The sequence below is a fragment of the Pseudomonas sp. KnCO4 genome (assembly GCF_045344305.1).
GTDB lineage: Bacteria > Pseudomonadota > Gammaproteobacteria > Pseudomonadales > Pseudomonadaceae > Aquipseudomonas > Aquipseudomonas anuradhapurensis.
Map to the genome: position 1 here is coordinate 5424401 of NZ_CP174199.1, position 14187 is coordinate 5438587.

11 protein-coding genes and 1 pseudogene are annotated in these 14187 nt (G+C 55.3%); 6 read left to right on the forward strand and 6 right to left on the reverse strand.

Translation table 11 applies throughout. The features are described from left to right. Window positions 1-165: 165 nt before the first annotated feature. A complete protein-coding gene (locus tag ACJA3S_RS24990) occupies window positions 166-1656 on the forward strand; it encodes a YifB family Mg chelatase-like AAA ATPase (RefSeq protein WP_406820348.1) in 1491 nt (496 codons plus the stop codon). A 496-nt stretch (window positions 1657-2152) separates the two neighbouring features. On the opposite strand, the gene ACJA3S_RS24995 is transcribed toward ACJA3S_RS24990, so the two are convergent. Continuing rightward, entirely contained in the window at window positions 2153-2623 is a 471-nt protein-coding gene (locus ACJA3S_RS24995; RefSeq protein ID WP_406820349.1) for a hypothetical protein, read from the reverse strand. Window positions 2624-3289: 666 nt separating this feature from the next. Between ACJA3S_RS24995 and ACJA3S_RS25000 the strand changes: the two genes are divergently transcribed. Next, entirely contained in the window at window positions 3290-4558 is a 1269-nt protein-coding gene (locus ACJA3S_RS25000) for a hypothetical protein (protein ID WP_406820350.1), read from the forward strand. Window positions 4559-4672: 114 nt separating this feature from the next. On the opposite strand, the gene ACJA3S_RS25005 is transcribed toward ACJA3S_RS25000, so the two are convergent. The 4 genes and pseudogenes from ACJA3S_RS25005 to ACJA3S_RS25020 all read right to left on the reverse strand — a co-directional run. After that, window positions 4673-5863: a hypothetical protein gene (locus tag ACJA3S_RS25005; protein ID WP_406820351.1), complete on the reverse strand. Its 1191-nt coding sequence runs from the start codon at window positions 5861-5863 to the stop codon at window positions 4673-4675. Further along, window positions 5860-6837, reverse strand: coding sequence for a S1 family serine peptidase (locus ACJA3S_RS25010; RefSeq protein ID WP_406820352.1), 978 nt, complete (start codon window positions 6835-6837; stop codon window positions 5860-5862). Before ACJA3S_RS25010 ends, ACJA3S_RS25005 begins: the two co-directional genes overlap by 4 nt. Then, the gene (locus tag ACJA3S_RS25015) at window positions 6834-8504 is read right to left on the reverse strand and encodes a caspase family protein (protein ID WP_406820353.1); all 1671 of its coding nucleotides are present in this window, start codon (window positions 8502-8504) and stop codon (window positions 6834-6836) included. Before ACJA3S_RS25015 ends, ACJA3S_RS25010 begins: the two co-directional genes overlap by 4 nt. 331 nt (window positions 8505-8835) lie before the next feature. Beyond that, window positions 8836-9009 (reverse strand): annotated as a pseudogene (locus ACJA3S_RS25020) (nucleoid-associated protein); the annotation flags it as partial. Window positions 9010-9603: 594 nt separating this feature from the next. Here ACJA3S_RS25020 and ACJA3S_RS25025 point away from each other — a divergent pair. The 3 genes from ACJA3S_RS25025 to ACJA3S_RS25035 all read left to right on the forward strand — a co-directional run bounded on the left by ACJA3S_RS25025 (window position 9604) and on the right by ACJA3S_RS25035 (window position 10753). Then, the gene (locus tag ACJA3S_RS25025; protein WP_050703256.1) at window positions 9604-9885 is read left to right on the forward strand and encodes a type II toxin-antitoxin system Phd/YefM family antitoxin; all 282 of its coding nucleotides are present in this window, start codon (window positions 9604-9606) and stop codon (window positions 9883-9885) included. After that, window positions 9854-10159, forward strand: a complete 306-nt coding sequence (locus ACJA3S_RS25030; protein WP_406820354.1) for a Txe/YoeB family addiction module toxin — start codon at window positions 9854-9856, stop codon at window positions 10157-10159. The genes ACJA3S_RS25025 and ACJA3S_RS25030 overlap by 32 nt, the downstream gene beginning before the upstream one ends. Window positions 10160-10555: 396 nt before the next feature. Continuing rightward, a complete protein-coding gene (locus tag ACJA3S_RS25035; RefSeq protein WP_152993855.1) occupies window positions 10556-10753 on the forward strand; it encodes a hypothetical protein in 198 nt (65 codons plus the stop codon). Window positions 10754-10972: 219 nt separating this feature from the next. On the opposite strand, the gene ACJA3S_RS25040 is transcribed toward ACJA3S_RS25035, so the two are convergent. Beyond that, entirely contained in the window at window positions 10973-12250 is a 1278-nt protein-coding gene (locus ACJA3S_RS25040; protein WP_406820355.1) for a hypothetical protein, read from the reverse strand. A gap of 606 nt (window positions 12251-12856) precedes the next feature. Here ACJA3S_RS25040 and ACJA3S_RS25045 point away from each other — a divergent pair. Then, window positions 12857-13660: a hypothetical protein gene (locus tag ACJA3S_RS25045; protein ID WP_406820356.1), complete on the forward strand. Its 804-nt coding sequence runs from the start codon at window positions 12857-12859 to the stop codon at window positions 13658-13660. Window positions 13661-14187: the final 527 nt, after the last annotated feature.

Below are 14187 nucleotides of genomic sequence, written 5' to 3' on the forward strand. Positions count from 1 at the left end.
GCACTTGCGCAAAGTGATTGGATCCATTCTCTGCAGCGCGTCAAAGTCCGCGAAAAAACCTGCCTCGCAAAACCCGGAAGCACACTTCCTGCGCTGGCCTGCAGGGCGCTCGCTATGCTTGCAAAGCCGCAGGAAGCGGCCTTTTCCAGCGACAACGGAGCGTCCATGTCCCTAGCCCTCGTCCATAGCCGCGCCCAGGTGGGCGTACAGGCCCCAGCGGTCAGCGTCGAAACCCACCTGGCCAATGGCTTGCCCCATCTCACCCTGGTCGGCCTGCCGGAAACCACGGTCAAGGAAAGCAAGGACCGGGTGCGCAGCGCCATCGTCAATTCCGGGCTGAACTACCCGCCACGGCGCATCACCCAGAACCTCGCACCCGCCGACCTGCCCAAGGATGGCGGGCGTTACGACCTGGCCATCGCCCTGGGCATCCTGGCTGCCGATGGCCAGGTACCAATCGCTCCGCTAACCGAACTTGAATGCCTGGGTGAACTGGCTTTGTCTGGCAAGCTGCGCCCGGTCCAGGGCGTGCTGCCCGCAGCGCTGGCAGCACGCGACGCAGGCAGGGCGCTGGTGGTGCCGCGGGAAAACGCCGAGGAAGCCAGCCTGGCTGGCGGGCTGGTGGTGTATGCGGTGGGGCATCTGCTGGAACTGGTCGCCCACCTGAACGGCCAGGTACCACTGCCGCCCTATGCCGCCAACGGCCTGATACTGCAGCAACGCCCTTACCCGGACCTCAGCGAGGTGCAAGGCCAACTGGCCGCCAAGCGTGCATTGCTGCTGGCCGCGGCCGGGGCGCATAACCTGTTGTTCACCGGGCCACCCGGCACCGGCAAGACCTTGCTCGCCAGCCGCCTGCCGGGGCTGCTGCCGCCGCTGGACGAGCACGAGGCGCTGGAAGTGGCTGCGATCCGCTCGGTGAGTGGCCATACACCGCTGAGCAGTTGGCCGCAGCGGCCCTTTCGCCATCCGCACCACTCGGCCTCCGGCCCGGCGTTGGTCGGTGGCGGCAGCCGACCGCAGCCGGGCGAAATCACCCTTGCCCACCATGGTGTGCTGTTTCTGGATGAGTTGCCGGAATTCGAGCGGCGGGTACTGGAGGTGCTGCGCGAGCCCCTGGAATCCGGCGAGATCGTGATTGCCCGGGCCCGCGACAAGGTGCGCTTCCCCGCCCGGTTCCAGTTGGTGGCGGCAATGAATCCGTGCCCTTGCGGCTACCTGGGGGATCCCACTGGGCGCTGTCGCTGCAGCACCGAGCAGATCGCGCGGTACCGCAACAAGCTGTCCGGGCCGTTGCTGGACCGTATCGACCTGCACCTGACCGTGGCCCGCGAGAGCACCACGCTGAATAACCAGCCTTGTGGTGAAACCAGTGCCGACGTCGCCGCCAAGGTTGCCGAGGCACGGGATGTCCAGCAAAAACGGCAGGGATGCGCCAATGCGTTTCTCGACCTTGAGGGGCTGCGCCGCAATTGCGGACTGGCAGCGGCAGACCAGGCCTGGCTGGAGAGTGCGTGTGAACGGCTGACCCTGTCGTTGCGCGCGGCGCACCGCTTGCTGAAGGTGGCGCGAACCCTGGCCGATCTGGATGGTAGCCAGGCAATTGGCCGGGCGCACCTGGCCGAGGCCCTGCAGTACCGGCCGGGGAGCAGTTAGCTTGTCAGGGCTGCGCTTTACCTGGGGCCTGCCGGCGATGGGCCGCAAAGCGACCACAACATCCGTCATTCAAAGCGTCTGCTTTCGGGCCGGTTATGCTTTAGCCCACACCTAATCGTGAGCTTGAAAAGGTTTTTTAACCTAGGCAATCTTCAAGGTGCCCTTACCGAAAAACCAACATGGAAGCATTCCTCTCCAGTTACGCCAACACAATCACCTTCACAAGCATCCTCATCACCCTTCTCTGCACCTACGTCGCCCTCATTCAGCCGCCTCGCTAACGGTGAATCCGTATGAGAGCTGCCGTCTCTCGCTAGGTCAGCCAGACACCCTAGGGACCCATGGGGCAACCGTGTTTCAGATTTCGGGTTGCCCCATGCGTCGTAAAAACCGGTGCTGAGCTTATGTGTTCGCTAACTCTAAACTTTTATGAATACGAGAACTTCATACAAGTGACCTTCATCGGTGCCGATGTAAGTGATGTTTCTCATTCGGCTCACTGCCCTTGAACTGCCGCGCGAACACTCGTCCGGGCCGCCGGCGAAGTGCCGGCGGTTGGCCGACGAATGGGTTCCAATCTGGACGTGGCGCCTAAGATCATCTCGGTGAGTTGTTCAATAATTTGCTGTTGAGACAGAGTCGCGTCGAGGTCCTGCGAGTCGCAAAGGCTTTCGAGCATGCCGATGACCCTGTTGGAGAAGAATCTTGTCGCAGAGCTATCGATGCCTCGGTGGAGCAAGGTCGACGCGATGATGGCGGTCAGGTGCTGGGTATATTCATCGCGCATCGCGGCATGGAGGCGATAGTGTTCTGCCGTCAGGTTGCGCGCTTCACGCAGCACCAGTTGCAACCTTTTGCGTTCGCTCTGTTGAAGTTCGATGAACGCACTCACGAATGCACGCAGCCGGGCGCGCGTGCCTTGTGCGGCCTTCAGCTTTAACCGAGTGAGGCATAGCAGATCGCTCATGCATCCCTCGATGAGGTCGAAGAGCAGCGCCTGGTTGCTTTCAATGTGGTTGTAAAGGGACCCCGCGCCGTGCCGCTTCGTTCGCGGTGCGCGAGCTGTCGTCGATGAAACGTGGATCATCCGCGATGGCCTGACACTCCATGCTCTGGCACAAGCGGCGGAACAATTTCTAGGGTGCTAACCGCTGCAGTGGCAACGGTCCATTTGACTCAAGGCACCCGCGGACGTGCTGTACTAGTGCATCGATTCGCTCAGTAGCTGCCACACGTTCGCCGCTGGATGCGGTAGCCGGTAGGTGATTGCGGATTGTCGCGAAGAGTAACGCTGCGCTCACTCGCTCGTCAGGGGTGGGTACGCAAATAGAATCGGTCATGGTGCTTCCAGAGTTGTTTGGCGTAGGCCAATCAACATAACGCCTGGGCTAATTCTGGCCAGCCGAGCAGTTAACAACATCCACCGTGTTCTGGGTAGCGTCGACCGGCGTACACCGCGATGGTACGCCACGCCTCCAGCGCAACACTCATCAGCCGCCCCAGAAATGGCCCTCCATTGCCCCGGCCCCAGCATGCAAACGAAGGGTCAAGTACAATGCGATTCCGCAACCTGGCCGGCTTGGTTCCGGCAGCACCTGCGCAGTACAGTCATCGCCTGCATCATGGAGTCGCAATGGACGATCTGAACCCATACCGAGCTCAACACGAACTGGCCGTTAGTGCGCTTGCGTCAGCGGTTTCGGGATTACAGGAGCAGTATGATCTTTATGGGCTGTTACACCGCTTTGACGAAGCCAAGGTCAGACGCACCCTGGAAGTCACCCAGGCAACGCTTGAGGTCATTACCCGCGAGCGAGACCACCTGGTTACTGCTGCGCAAACCCTCTTGCTCGGCCCGCAGTTGGTCAAACAAATGCTGCGGCAGCACCGTTCCCTGTTGGATCGATTCTTGGATAGCGTAACCGGGAAGCGCTATCAGCAAGACAGTGTGTCTGAGGCGGACAAAGCAAAGCACGCCAAGTTCTTGGCCAGGATCAAAGAGCTGGAGGCAGAGATTGCAGCCAAGCAGGGGCTAGCAACCACCCTTCGATATGATCTGCAGTTCCTTTCAACCTTGAACTGGCTGGAGACGGACACTGACTACGCGACATACAGATCGCAGATCGCCCGTCTTGAGCCTGAGGTTCAGAAGTTGGCTGCGGAGGTGAAGCGGTTTGATGAGCATTTGAGTGGACCGCTGCGCAAGCGGGACGAGTTTCGGGCACGGCTGCGCGAGGCCGAACAGGGCTTGGCTGAGGCTCTTCGTTTTGATCAGCAGTACCAGAGTGCCCGACCGCGCTCGGTCGAACGTCATCAGATCCAGGAGCAGTGCCGGCGCTACTTCGGCCTTCAGGACACAGCCCGGGCCTACCAGCAGAAGTCCAGCCAGGTCGCTGATCTGAATCGTGAGCTGGCCAAGGCGGAAGAACGGTTGCAGACGCTGCTGCAGCGCGACTCACGCATCATTGAGCGCCTGGTGATCGATGGTAACAACCTGTGCAATAGCGGACGCGGAAAGAACCAGCGATTCATCGGACTGAGCGCCCTAATTGCGCTGATTCCAGCCCTCAAAGAGTCCTGGCCAGCCAGCGAGATCATAGTAGTCTTCGATCCGGGCATCACGGGAAAGCTTCAGCTCAGCTGGGAGGCCGTTCAAGCGCAGCTCCCTCCATCCGTAGAATGCTATCGCGTAGCTCGAGGAAAATCGGCGGACGAAACAATCGTGGAGCTCGCCCAATCACCGAACGCATTCATTATCAGCAACGACCGCTTTGGGGAGTTCAGCAACCGGCCGCCAGTCAAAGAGAATCGAGTCTTCGGGCACGACATCACGTGGACAAGCATCCTGGTGAATGAGCTCTGGATCTCCGCCAAGTACACCCCACCAGAATGTACGGGTTGATCCCACCACCGCGGCGACGCGTTGTTCGTTAAGAGGCAAACTGCTCGGAGTGGGTTTCAAAAGCTGCTGGCGCTTTGCCGGTGGCCATCCCGAGCAGCCCGCGCCAGCACAGGCTTACTTCGCGAGTTTTCCAGCCAATGCTTTGCACCGCGCCTGCAGAGCGGCGGAGTCCCCCTCGACCTTTATCGTGTCGATTAGTCCCCAGCTAATAGCCCCTTTCGGTGACAGTAAACCTTCTTCAGCTTTGACGTAGTCTCCCATCGCAACCTTCGCCTCCCTCGCAAATGTACGCCGAGCGGCAACGTCTGGTTCATTGGCACATGCGGTAATTTTCTCCGCGTACACCGCATATGCAGCATCCCGTGCTTGCTCAGCATCAATTTTTACCCGATCGTCTGCGGCCTGATTGGCGCGGTGCACAGAGGGTATGAATCGATCTTGCGCATCGGCATTGGCCGCCGCCACGACAGTCGGTTCAGTCAACACCGACCCAATGAACTTCAGGAATGCCTGTTCGCCCTGTGTCTCAGTCATTAAGACGGTCAGCGTCAGCGATTTGTTGGTATCGTCGGTTCCAATCGTGAACCAGGGCGATTCATAAACACTGGATTGTTCGCTGTCGGTTGCATACTTTCTCGTGGTCCAGGGCTCCATGGCGCCAACCAGGACGGTGGCGCTCGGATTGTTCTCCATGGTTGGTTTGGTGCCGGGTGGTGTTATGGCAAAGAACAGTGCGATGTTCCTTTCTTTGCCTGGGCGCAGAAAACGCGTTGCGATTGGTGACAGATACGTCGCGATCGCTGGCCGAACGGCAAACGCTTTGTTGTCCGCAGATGGAACAACCTGCGCCTCAAAGAGAAAGTCCGGCATTGCTGCCAGGTAAATGCCACGCTGATCGAATTGCGACTTCGTATCGGCAGGCCACTTGGAAGTTGGCGGCAGCGCCCATCCCGCTGCAGCTGGCCCCTCCGTGTGGAACCGACCTCGTACGACTTGAATACACTGAGGAAACTCTGCGGCTGGCGCCTTGAAGTTGCGGGTGCCTTGAATTGACCATGTTTTGGCCTCCCCTGCCTTAGCCGCGGCCTGGCCAAGATAATTGACTCCCGAGCTGATGAGCACTTTGGCTATCGCTTCCCCGAGGACCCTGGTGCCCTCTTCTGCTGGAGGCGCGGTCATGCACTTACCGATTGAAACCTGCAATTCCGAGACGGGCCCGGCTTGACTGATGACCTGCGGAGTTTGGTGTGAGCACCCTGCTAACAGCGTCGCCCCAAAGAGTGTTAGAGCGCTTTTCGCTTTCATCGTCCTACCCCTTGTTGTGTTGACAGCGATACTTTTCGTTCTTCACCTTGGAGGTCGCGCGCGCTGTAACTCTGAGTACAGGAAGTTCTACCGTCCTGACAGTCAGCAATCCACGTGCTGTAGCGTGCAACCCTCGCATAAACTCCCGGCCGCTCCTTAATCGCACAGCCGTCGCCCCAAGAGACGATGCCTGCCAGATAGGAGTCGCTCGATACTCGAACGGTTAGAGGCCCGCCACTGTCTCCCTGGCAGGAGTCTTGTGGGTCGCCTTCATCCGCAAAGCCAGCACATACCATGGCGTCGGTAATTTTGCCCCTGTAGCCCGTGCGATCGTTGCAGGTCTGATTGTCTACGATCGTCAGATTCACGTAGCGAAGCTCGCGTACCCCAGTTCGGTCGCCTTTAGCAATCACGCCCCACCCAGTGACTCTCGCCGGCGACGCCCTTGCCAATGCCTTTACCTCATGTGCCTCAGGCAGGAGCTTTATTGGCTTTGAATGAAGCCCGGTTGCAGAAGACGCGAGCCGAAGCAAAGCCAGGTCATGGAGCGGAGGTTTGCCGGGAAGATAGCGGGGATGTTTCAGGATCTCCCGTACCTCGATGCGCCTCGCTCCCCCGTCCGGACCAACGTCTATTGCGCCAACCAATACACTGATCTGAGCCGGAGTGGATCTTTTGTCGACACAATGGGCGGCAGTGAGCACCCACATATCGGCAACCAGCACACCGCCACAGAACGGACGTCGATCGGGACCGAGGTTAGAACCGTCAATCAGGGCAACCTGCCACTCGTCGTCACCAAGCTTCGCTACTGCTCCGCCGATGATCTTCTCTTCAAACAGCTGTACCCCGTAGCGATCTTGCAGGTACTGATTGCGCAACGGTTCCGAACCAGTGATTTGTGGAGGGTCGGCCCTCAGGAACGTGCCTGGGCTCATGAGTAGCAGCGCCACCACAACCGCCCTTGCACTCATCGTGTGCCTTCCTTCATCAGACTGATGTTCACGGTATCTGCAGGAACCTCTTCACTGTGCAGACGAAGCGTCAGGAATGAACGATCCACCCCCTGTGCCATGAGTTTTGCTCGGATTCGCAATCCTTGGGTAAATGGTCCGCGCTTCACCCGGGTCGGGTCGTCGCTAGTGATCTTGCCCACGTTGATCTCGATACGGGACTGGCCAGTTTTGAGCTGCGTACGCCATTCGTTAATCGTCGCTAGTTCCGCCGGTCCTGGCAGCTGGTCAGCAGGGAGACTTATTGATTCGGCAACCTTGTTCTGCGTCGAAACACTGCCGACATATCCGACCTGGCCATCGTCCAACATGACCTGGGCCCACCCTCTTGGCGCTTTGCCACTCAATACTTCAATTTGCTGACCTTTTCTGAGGCTGGTGAGAACTTCGGAGTTAGCCGCGCTAGGAGCGTTCCTCACGTTCACGTCATAACCAGCAAAAGCCGTCGTGTTCTGCTTGCTCACCAGTGCGGGGGTCTGCAAAGAACCGCCCAACCACCCAACATCACGCTCGATGCTTACGACCGTTGGTGAATACGCAACACGTGACGACTCCAATAGAGCCAGCTTTTTACGCGCGGCCGCACTGAATGGACCTGCTGGGTATTTGTCGAGGAACTCCGGTAGGCTAGAGATGAGTTCGTTGTCTGGAGCGTCAATAACCGTATTGAACCAGTCCTCCAACTCATCTCTTGCAAGATTTTGATTATCTCGGAACATCACTTCGCCGCCTGTGTTGCTGGCGACGAATGGGGTTTGTTGGTATTCGGTCATCCTCGCGACAGCAGCTGCGGTTACCCCAAAAACTGTTGCCACAGGCTTTTTCTCTTTGGCCAGCAGCCTCAAGAGCTTGCGGGTGAATATGCTGGGGACTTGCGCCGGGTCGTCGCGGAATACACTGTAAGCTGGTCTCCCGGCCTCAGCCGCAAAGAACACCAGAAAGTCGGTTCGTGGGACACCGGGCCCTGGGGTTTTGCGCGTGAGGTACCGGTGTGGAGTGAGGTTAACTGCGGGCAAGGGCGCAGGAGGGGCCTGCAAGTCGAGAAGGTCATCATCAGCTGCTGGCGCAGAGAACGGGTTGCTTCGACAGGCGTCAAGGATGAACAAAGAAATCGCTGCCCCAGTACCCTGAATCTGGTCTGTTAGGTAAGGCAGGCTGATATAGACAGCGGTTTCCTGGGTTGCCAGACTCACATCAGCGTTGGCCGGTACCAGGTAGTTGATGCCACCTATCTCAAGCCCGTGGCCACTGAAGTACACAACGGCGATGTCTCCAGGACGAAGGCTGTCACGGAACAACTCGAATTGATCAAGCAGCTCATCACGACCTAAGGTACTGCCCGGGCCTTGTGTGAGCAGCGTCAACGTAATGTTGGGATCCAGGGTCTTAAGCGTTGCGGCCATCTGCTCCGCATCATACTTAGGCGTTCGTAGGTCCTTTGCATAGACGTAGTCATTGATGCCAATGACTAGCGCCCGTTTGGTGGGAGCAATCTTCTCTTGGGCCCATGCTGGCAGCCTCGCCAAATCTGGCTCAGGTGCGGATTGAGGGTCGGCAATAGCAGCACTTCCGAACAGGACCAGGCCCGCGAGCCAAATAGAGTTACTCAGATGTCCAAAGGCAGCCATTTCAACCCCCTGGGCTGAACCCCGCTTCGACTTCAGACAAGACTAGCCACTAAATGGCCATCAACCAGGGTCGGTACTAGATTTTCTAAGCCCTGGTCGCTGTGGGGTATGTGGCAGTGTCGCTCGGCGCGCGCCAGCATTTATTTGCAGCCCTGGATTCACGCAAACTCGAAGAACGATGCGTATACCCACCGTCCGCATGTGGCGCACAGGCCCCCGGAAGTTGATCGAGAACATGTAGGTGCGGACGAGGGTACCCATGTGAACCGCCGGCCCTTGCGCGCCGGTGTCCTTGAGCTGAGAGGAGCTCTCGCAAAGCGCGAGGACCTGGTTAGCCTGCGTGGCGCTTGATCTGGTCAACCAGTTGGGTTGGCACGCCCTTGATGATCAGGGTGCCGGCTTCTTCGTCGTATTCGACCTTCGACCCCAGCAGGTGCGCCTCGAAGGTGATCGACAGGCCTTCGGCTCGGCCGGTAAAACGACGGAACTGGTTGAGGGTGCGTTTACCCGACCCGAAGCGCAAGGGCCGCAAAGACCTGATCAAGCTGGGCGACATGATCGGTGACGGCTTGGCTGACGAACCCGACGGCGCATGGATACGCCGGGACTACAAACGTGTGGCCAAGGCACTGGGCCACGGAATGCCCAGGCGCAACAACAGTGCGGCCATCAACGCAGCGGTGGCCAGGTTCTTGGAGGGCAACAAGTGCCCGTGTGGCGGCCGCTCAAGCAAACGCGATCGGGGGCACTACGGGTTATGTGCGGCAGTTGCTGTAGGACTATCCAGCTGAAGGCAACCAAGGCTGGTACCGGTCAGTGACATGGATGTCAAGAGCTATTTCATACCGGCCCTTGACGGGATGGTACAACCTTTTGTACAATTCATCTGTCGCTAAGGAGAATGCGCCAATACTGGGATCCGGTCAGAGTCTGACGGGAGTTTCAGCCCAATATTGTTTAAAGGATTTTTTCACGGCCCTCCCGCATGTCCTTGGACGCGGGAATTGCGCCATTTGAAACGCCTCCCCCGTAGCCTTGCTATGCAGGCTTCTACTGGGGGATCAATCTGGCTGGCAAGTAAGCAGCCGAGGATTAACAAATGCACGTACTGACTTTTAGCCAGGCTCGCGCCGAACTGAAGCAGACAATGGATGATGTTTGCCGGGATCACGAGCCCGCTATCATCACGCGCCAGCGTGGCGAGCCTGTCGTAATGCTCTCTCTGGAGGACTACAACGGGATGAACGAGACCCTACACCTAATGGCCTCGTCCAAGAATGCCTCACGCCTTCGCGCTTCCATTGCCCAGCTCCAGGCCGGCCGAGCCGTAACCAAGGAACTGATCACCAATGAGCAAGCAGAAACAGAGCAACAAAGATAACGCCCGCACCAGCGCAGGCTTGAAGTTTACGGATGAAGCATGGGAGGACTACTGCCACTGGCAGCAGGCCGATGCGAAGATTCTGGACAACATCAACCGCCTGATCGAAGAATGCCGCCGCAATCCCTTCAAGGGAATCGGCAAGCCAGAAGCCCTCAAGGGCGATTTCACCGGCTTTTGGTCCCGCCGCATCACCAAAGAGCACCGCCTGGTTTACTTCTACGAGGCTGAGGTTCTCACCATCCTGCAATGCCGCTACCACTACGACGACTGAGTCGAAGCGATGTGCCGTGTGCGAAAAGGCTGCCAGCGTTCCATTCTGGAGCGGCTGGTGGACAAAACGCACGCGCGGCCCGGCCGTTCCGCCGTTAATGCCGCGCCTTAATTGGTGTGTTCTGCAGTGGCAAACGGCTCTACATCAGTCGGTACGGGCACGCTTCGGGTTCTGTCGGCTTTCGAATTAAATGCGAATGTTTCGAAATAAATGCGACTGAAATACTAGGTTCCGATGAGTCGGCACTGCGTGCCTCCTGAAGAAACTCAGCCCCTGAAAAGGAATTGAGGTAGCAGATCGTCGTAACCCGGCCCCGCAGTTGAAACGGCGTCTATGCTTATGAGATACCGTTTCGGCGGTATCTACCACCGACTGTGTACTTATCAGGAGTCAGCCATGTCCGATGCATTCGACTTCTATGCACCGCTTTCTTTGCCAGATGGCCGTGTAATTTTCGGAGCCGCAGCAGCCAATGTGCGCGTAGCGCAAGCGGGAGGTTTCAACGTGCTTTCCGCTGAGCTGGTGAATATGGGAATCAGGATGGGATACCAAAAGGCGGTCTCGGATTTCCGCAACACCCAGCCCCGGCGTTGACCTCAAGACGGCAAAAGCAGATGACGTCCTTGGGCTCAGATTGCCGAGGACGCTTCTGCGACACCTGTGTTTAAAGGTGAAGTGCGGCTCGTTGCTAGTGGATTAGGATGTGCTCTTTAGATCGACATTCATTGCACTGGAAAAAGCTTCATACCGCACATCTGGAGATTGAAATCAGCACAGACAAGCAATGTCTGCGCTGACTGAGGGTGGACGTGTTCAGGCAATGCCTAGACGCAAATCCCTCAAGTGATCAAACAATTGCTTCTCGATATCGATGGGGCGCTGGGCATCTAATAGCTTTTTATAAAGTCTGAAGTAATGGTAAATGGCTGTTGCAGCAATCTCTCTACTTTCATCTATCATTGAGTGCTCCAGTCTAAATCTTCCAGTGTGAACTAGTTTTGAGCGAACATCATATATATCCTTTATTTTGTCGTGCATCGCTAAACGCCTAGACTTCGGATAGCACAGAAGAGCTGTATACTCTGCTAGCGTAATTTTTATTGGCGTATTTTTGTCTCTTGAGAACAAAGCTTCGAGAGCAATTACATAGCTAACAAACTCTAGCACCTTATCACCAGAGTTCATACCTTTCATGAAAAAATATAGCGCGCTTTTTATTCTCGAGAAGACCTTGTCGCTCCGGAAAAATACATGATTGGAAAAATCTTCAAAATGGTGACTTTTGAGATATTTAAAGAAATCATCAGAAAGATCAGCACTTAGGATGCAGCGAAAATCCAATGTTGCTCGATCTATCTCACCGCCATTTTTCCCAATGAAAAATGCATGATCAACTGGTCTTGGTCCGTTAGGCCAGGGGTAACGCCGCCCACCGCTCAGAATCCCATATAACTCAAGCAAGCTGAAGAAATAGCTTTGTTTTGACTCAGCGTTTTCATCCCGGGCGTCTTCAGATCCGTGCACCTCAAATGTCAACATCGGTAGTTTCTTCAACGCCGAATCACTTTTCCCGTCATCGCTTTGATATGCGAAGCTTCTCGGGCACACATCGTTAACCCCATATACCTTTTTTAGCCTTGACTTTAGCTCCTTAGGGGTGGTTGTAGATGGGATCAAATGAAATCTTCCGAATTTCTTTACTCCCGCCCATGGCTGCTTCCGGAACATTGTAAATACTGGATTTGTTTTTATGGGATTAATCACTATCCAGTCCCGCGACTCTTTAGAGGCTTCAAGAATAGCCACCATTCGACTAACGATCTCAGCAGCATCATGAATTTCTTCATGATAGATAACGGCATAGAGCGTGCTCTGGAAAAAATCCCAGTCTAAGTGCCTCCTGGCATATTCAGTTGAGAACAATGCATCATGCAGCCTCTCACTTTCCTCAAATATGTAAAATGAACCTAAATAGCCTGGCTCACCTTCAGTCTTAAGATGCTCCAGATACCTAGGAAGCAACGACCTGAGCTCTTGCAATACACGTTTCTCATTTAGCAGATCGCTCCCTTGAGCTCGCGACTCCTTCATTTCCCTTATCCTTTAACTTAATTAAATTTATACCAAAACCAGCAAATACTAATAAAACCCCGCACTGGTGGCAACCTATTAATATCGGACTTTTAATAAGCGAAATTTTTTCATAGCTAATACCACTAGCGGACCTGCTACGTCTAGCCATCAAGCCACATACTATATAGCCCACTTATATCATTAGGCTCGAAAGCATCGAAGCCAGACACTTCCGAAGTAAGTCAGGAGAAGTTCGAAAAAGGTAAGCGCAGCAATCTACATCAGTGATGGGTTATCTATAATGGCGCTCTCACCAAAGAGTGCTCGCTTACATGGCGCCATTAACCTAACGACTAGAAAACGCTCTACTCAGCAAGGCCTGTGCCATCTCACTCAGGAAACACTCACGGCTGGCTTGATTGCGGCTATCTGCGTACCGAACGAAGCTGCGGGATCGTTGCGCTTTAGTCATGTCAGTACGCGGGCTCGATGAGGAATGGGACGAAGTCATCGTTCCTGATGTTTCCATCGTACCGGTTGATAAAAAAGCTCGGCTGCAATACGTTGAGCGGAAATCAATGGCAGCGTTGGAAGCTGCGAGCGTGTCTTGAAGGGAGTGTCTCCATGAGCACCTACAGATCTCGGGCAAGGATAGCGCTGGCGTCGGCGCAGTCTGAACTCGCCAGCAACGAAGATCATCGTTTGAAATATGCCGCCCTTGAGCTCCGCATGGCGATCGAAGCCGTCACTTACGACAGAGCTTCTGCCTACAAAAGCGAGTTCCCACCCAAAGAGTATGAGACCTGGCAGCCCAAGAAGGTTATGGCCGTTCTTTTGGAGATTGATCCGACTGCAGATTCAGACAGTACAATCAGCTTTGGAATTGAATCGTCCCCAGGGGAAAAACCTGAGGTGATACACAATTTGGGGAAAGAAGTTGTATTTAACATTAAGGCGATCAGGCGGCACTACGACGCGCTGGGTAGTTTTTTGCATGTACCCTCAATAAAGCAAACCCTTTCAGAATCAATCCCTAGCCCTGAGATAGTACGCAAGCGGTGTGAGGAAGTTTCGAGAGACCTCGATAAGGTCCTAGCTTCTCAAGTTTTCAACAGCACGCTTGGAATATTCTCCAGCTTTGACTGCGGCGAGTGCAACGCACGTATTCGCAAGAGAATACCCCGAGACAAGGATGAAGTAATAGCTGATTGCTTTAGGTGTATGGCTAGCTACGCCATCAGACGCACACTGGACGGTAGATTCGAAGTGGATGCTCGCACAGAAGAAATACCGTGTCCAAATCCTGGCTGCGGTCACCCAAAGCCTATTTACCCTCGAGAATTCTCTCAAGGTGTGCATTGGGTGTGTAACAAATGCGGTGGTCGAAATGAATTCCAATTAGGAATATTGCATCAGCCCGCAGGGTAATAAGTCGAGCACCGTTGGAGGTCAATACCGTACGGTGGTCTTCGCACCTCAGTTTCTACCATAGGGTAAAGGGTGGCGATCGACAGAGGTCATCAAGGCACTCAGCCCTGATGACCAAAAGCAACATGGAGCAGCTAGATCGTCGGCAGGTTCTTAAGATTGTCCTTGGTCGAGCTGTCGTTCTTTGTTTTCAGGTAATCAGTAGTAACTGAAATAATCTCGAGCTTGGCCCCCAAGCTCCATTTATTATCTTTCTTGACGATGGTGGTAAAGGCTTACTTCTTGCGAATTAACTCGATCACCTGGGGACGGGTCAAGTCCTCAAACTTGCCGACATTGAAGTTGCCATTCTCCTGATTGACGGCATGCACCCTCAGCTTTGAATATGAGTATTGTCACTATTATAATTGACAGCAGAAACGTAATAGTCTGGATACGCCACGATCTCAACCTACATGATAAGCAATTAAAGCAGATATATGTTTTCGAAATATATGTGAAAATCGAAATTAATGCGACCAACCCCG

What these genes read in the sequence shown, in the direction of transcription:
- ACJA3S_RS25045 (WP_406820356.1), top strand. Translation starts at nt 12,857, where the DNA reads ATGAGCACCTACAGATCTCGGGCAAGGATAGCGCTGGCGTCGGCGCAG.
- ACJA3S_RS25040 (WP_406820355.1), bottom strand. Translation starts at nt 12,250, where the DNA reads ATGAAGGAGTCGCGAGCTCAAGGGAGCGATCTGCTAAATGAGAAACGT.
- ACJA3S_RS25025 (WP_050703256.1), top strand. Translation starts at nt 9,604, where the DNA reads ATGCACGTACTGACTTTTAGCCAGGCTCGCGCCGAACTGAAGCAGACA.
- ACJA3S_RS25010 (WP_406820352.1), bottom strand. Translation starts at nt 6,837, where the DNA reads ATGAGTGCAAGGGCGGTTGTGGTGGCGCTGCTACTCATGAGCCCAGGC.
- ACJA3S_RS24995 (WP_406820349.1), bottom strand. Translation starts at nt 2,623, where the DNA reads ATGAGCGATCTGCTATGCCTCACTCGGTTAAAGCTGAAGGCCGCACAA.
- ACJA3S_RS25000 (WP_406820350.1), top strand. Translation starts at nt 3,290, where the DNA reads ATGGACGATCTGAACCCATACCGAGCTCAACACGAACTGGCCGTTAGT.
- ACJA3S_RS25035 (WP_152993855.1), top strand. Translation starts at nt 10,556, where the DNA reads ATGTCCGATGCATTCGACTTCTATGCACCGCTTTCTTTGCCAGATGGC.
- ACJA3S_RS25015 (WP_406820353.1), bottom strand. Translation starts at nt 8,504, where the DNA reads ATGGCTGCCTTTGGACATCTGAGTAACTCTATTTGGCTCGCGGGCCTG.
- ACJA3S_RS24990 (WP_406820348.1), top strand. Translation starts at nt 166, where the DNA reads ATGTCCCTAGCCCTCGTCCATAGCCGCGCCCAGGTGGGCGTACAGGCC.
- ACJA3S_RS25005 (WP_406820351.1), bottom strand. Translation starts at nt 5,863, where the DNA reads ATGAAAGCGAAAAGCGCTCTAACACTCTTTGGGGCGACGCTGTTAGCA.
- ACJA3S_RS25030 (WP_406820354.1), top strand. Translation starts at nt 9,854, where the DNA reads ATGAGCAAGCAGAAACAGAGCAACAAAGATAACGCCCGCACCAGCGCA.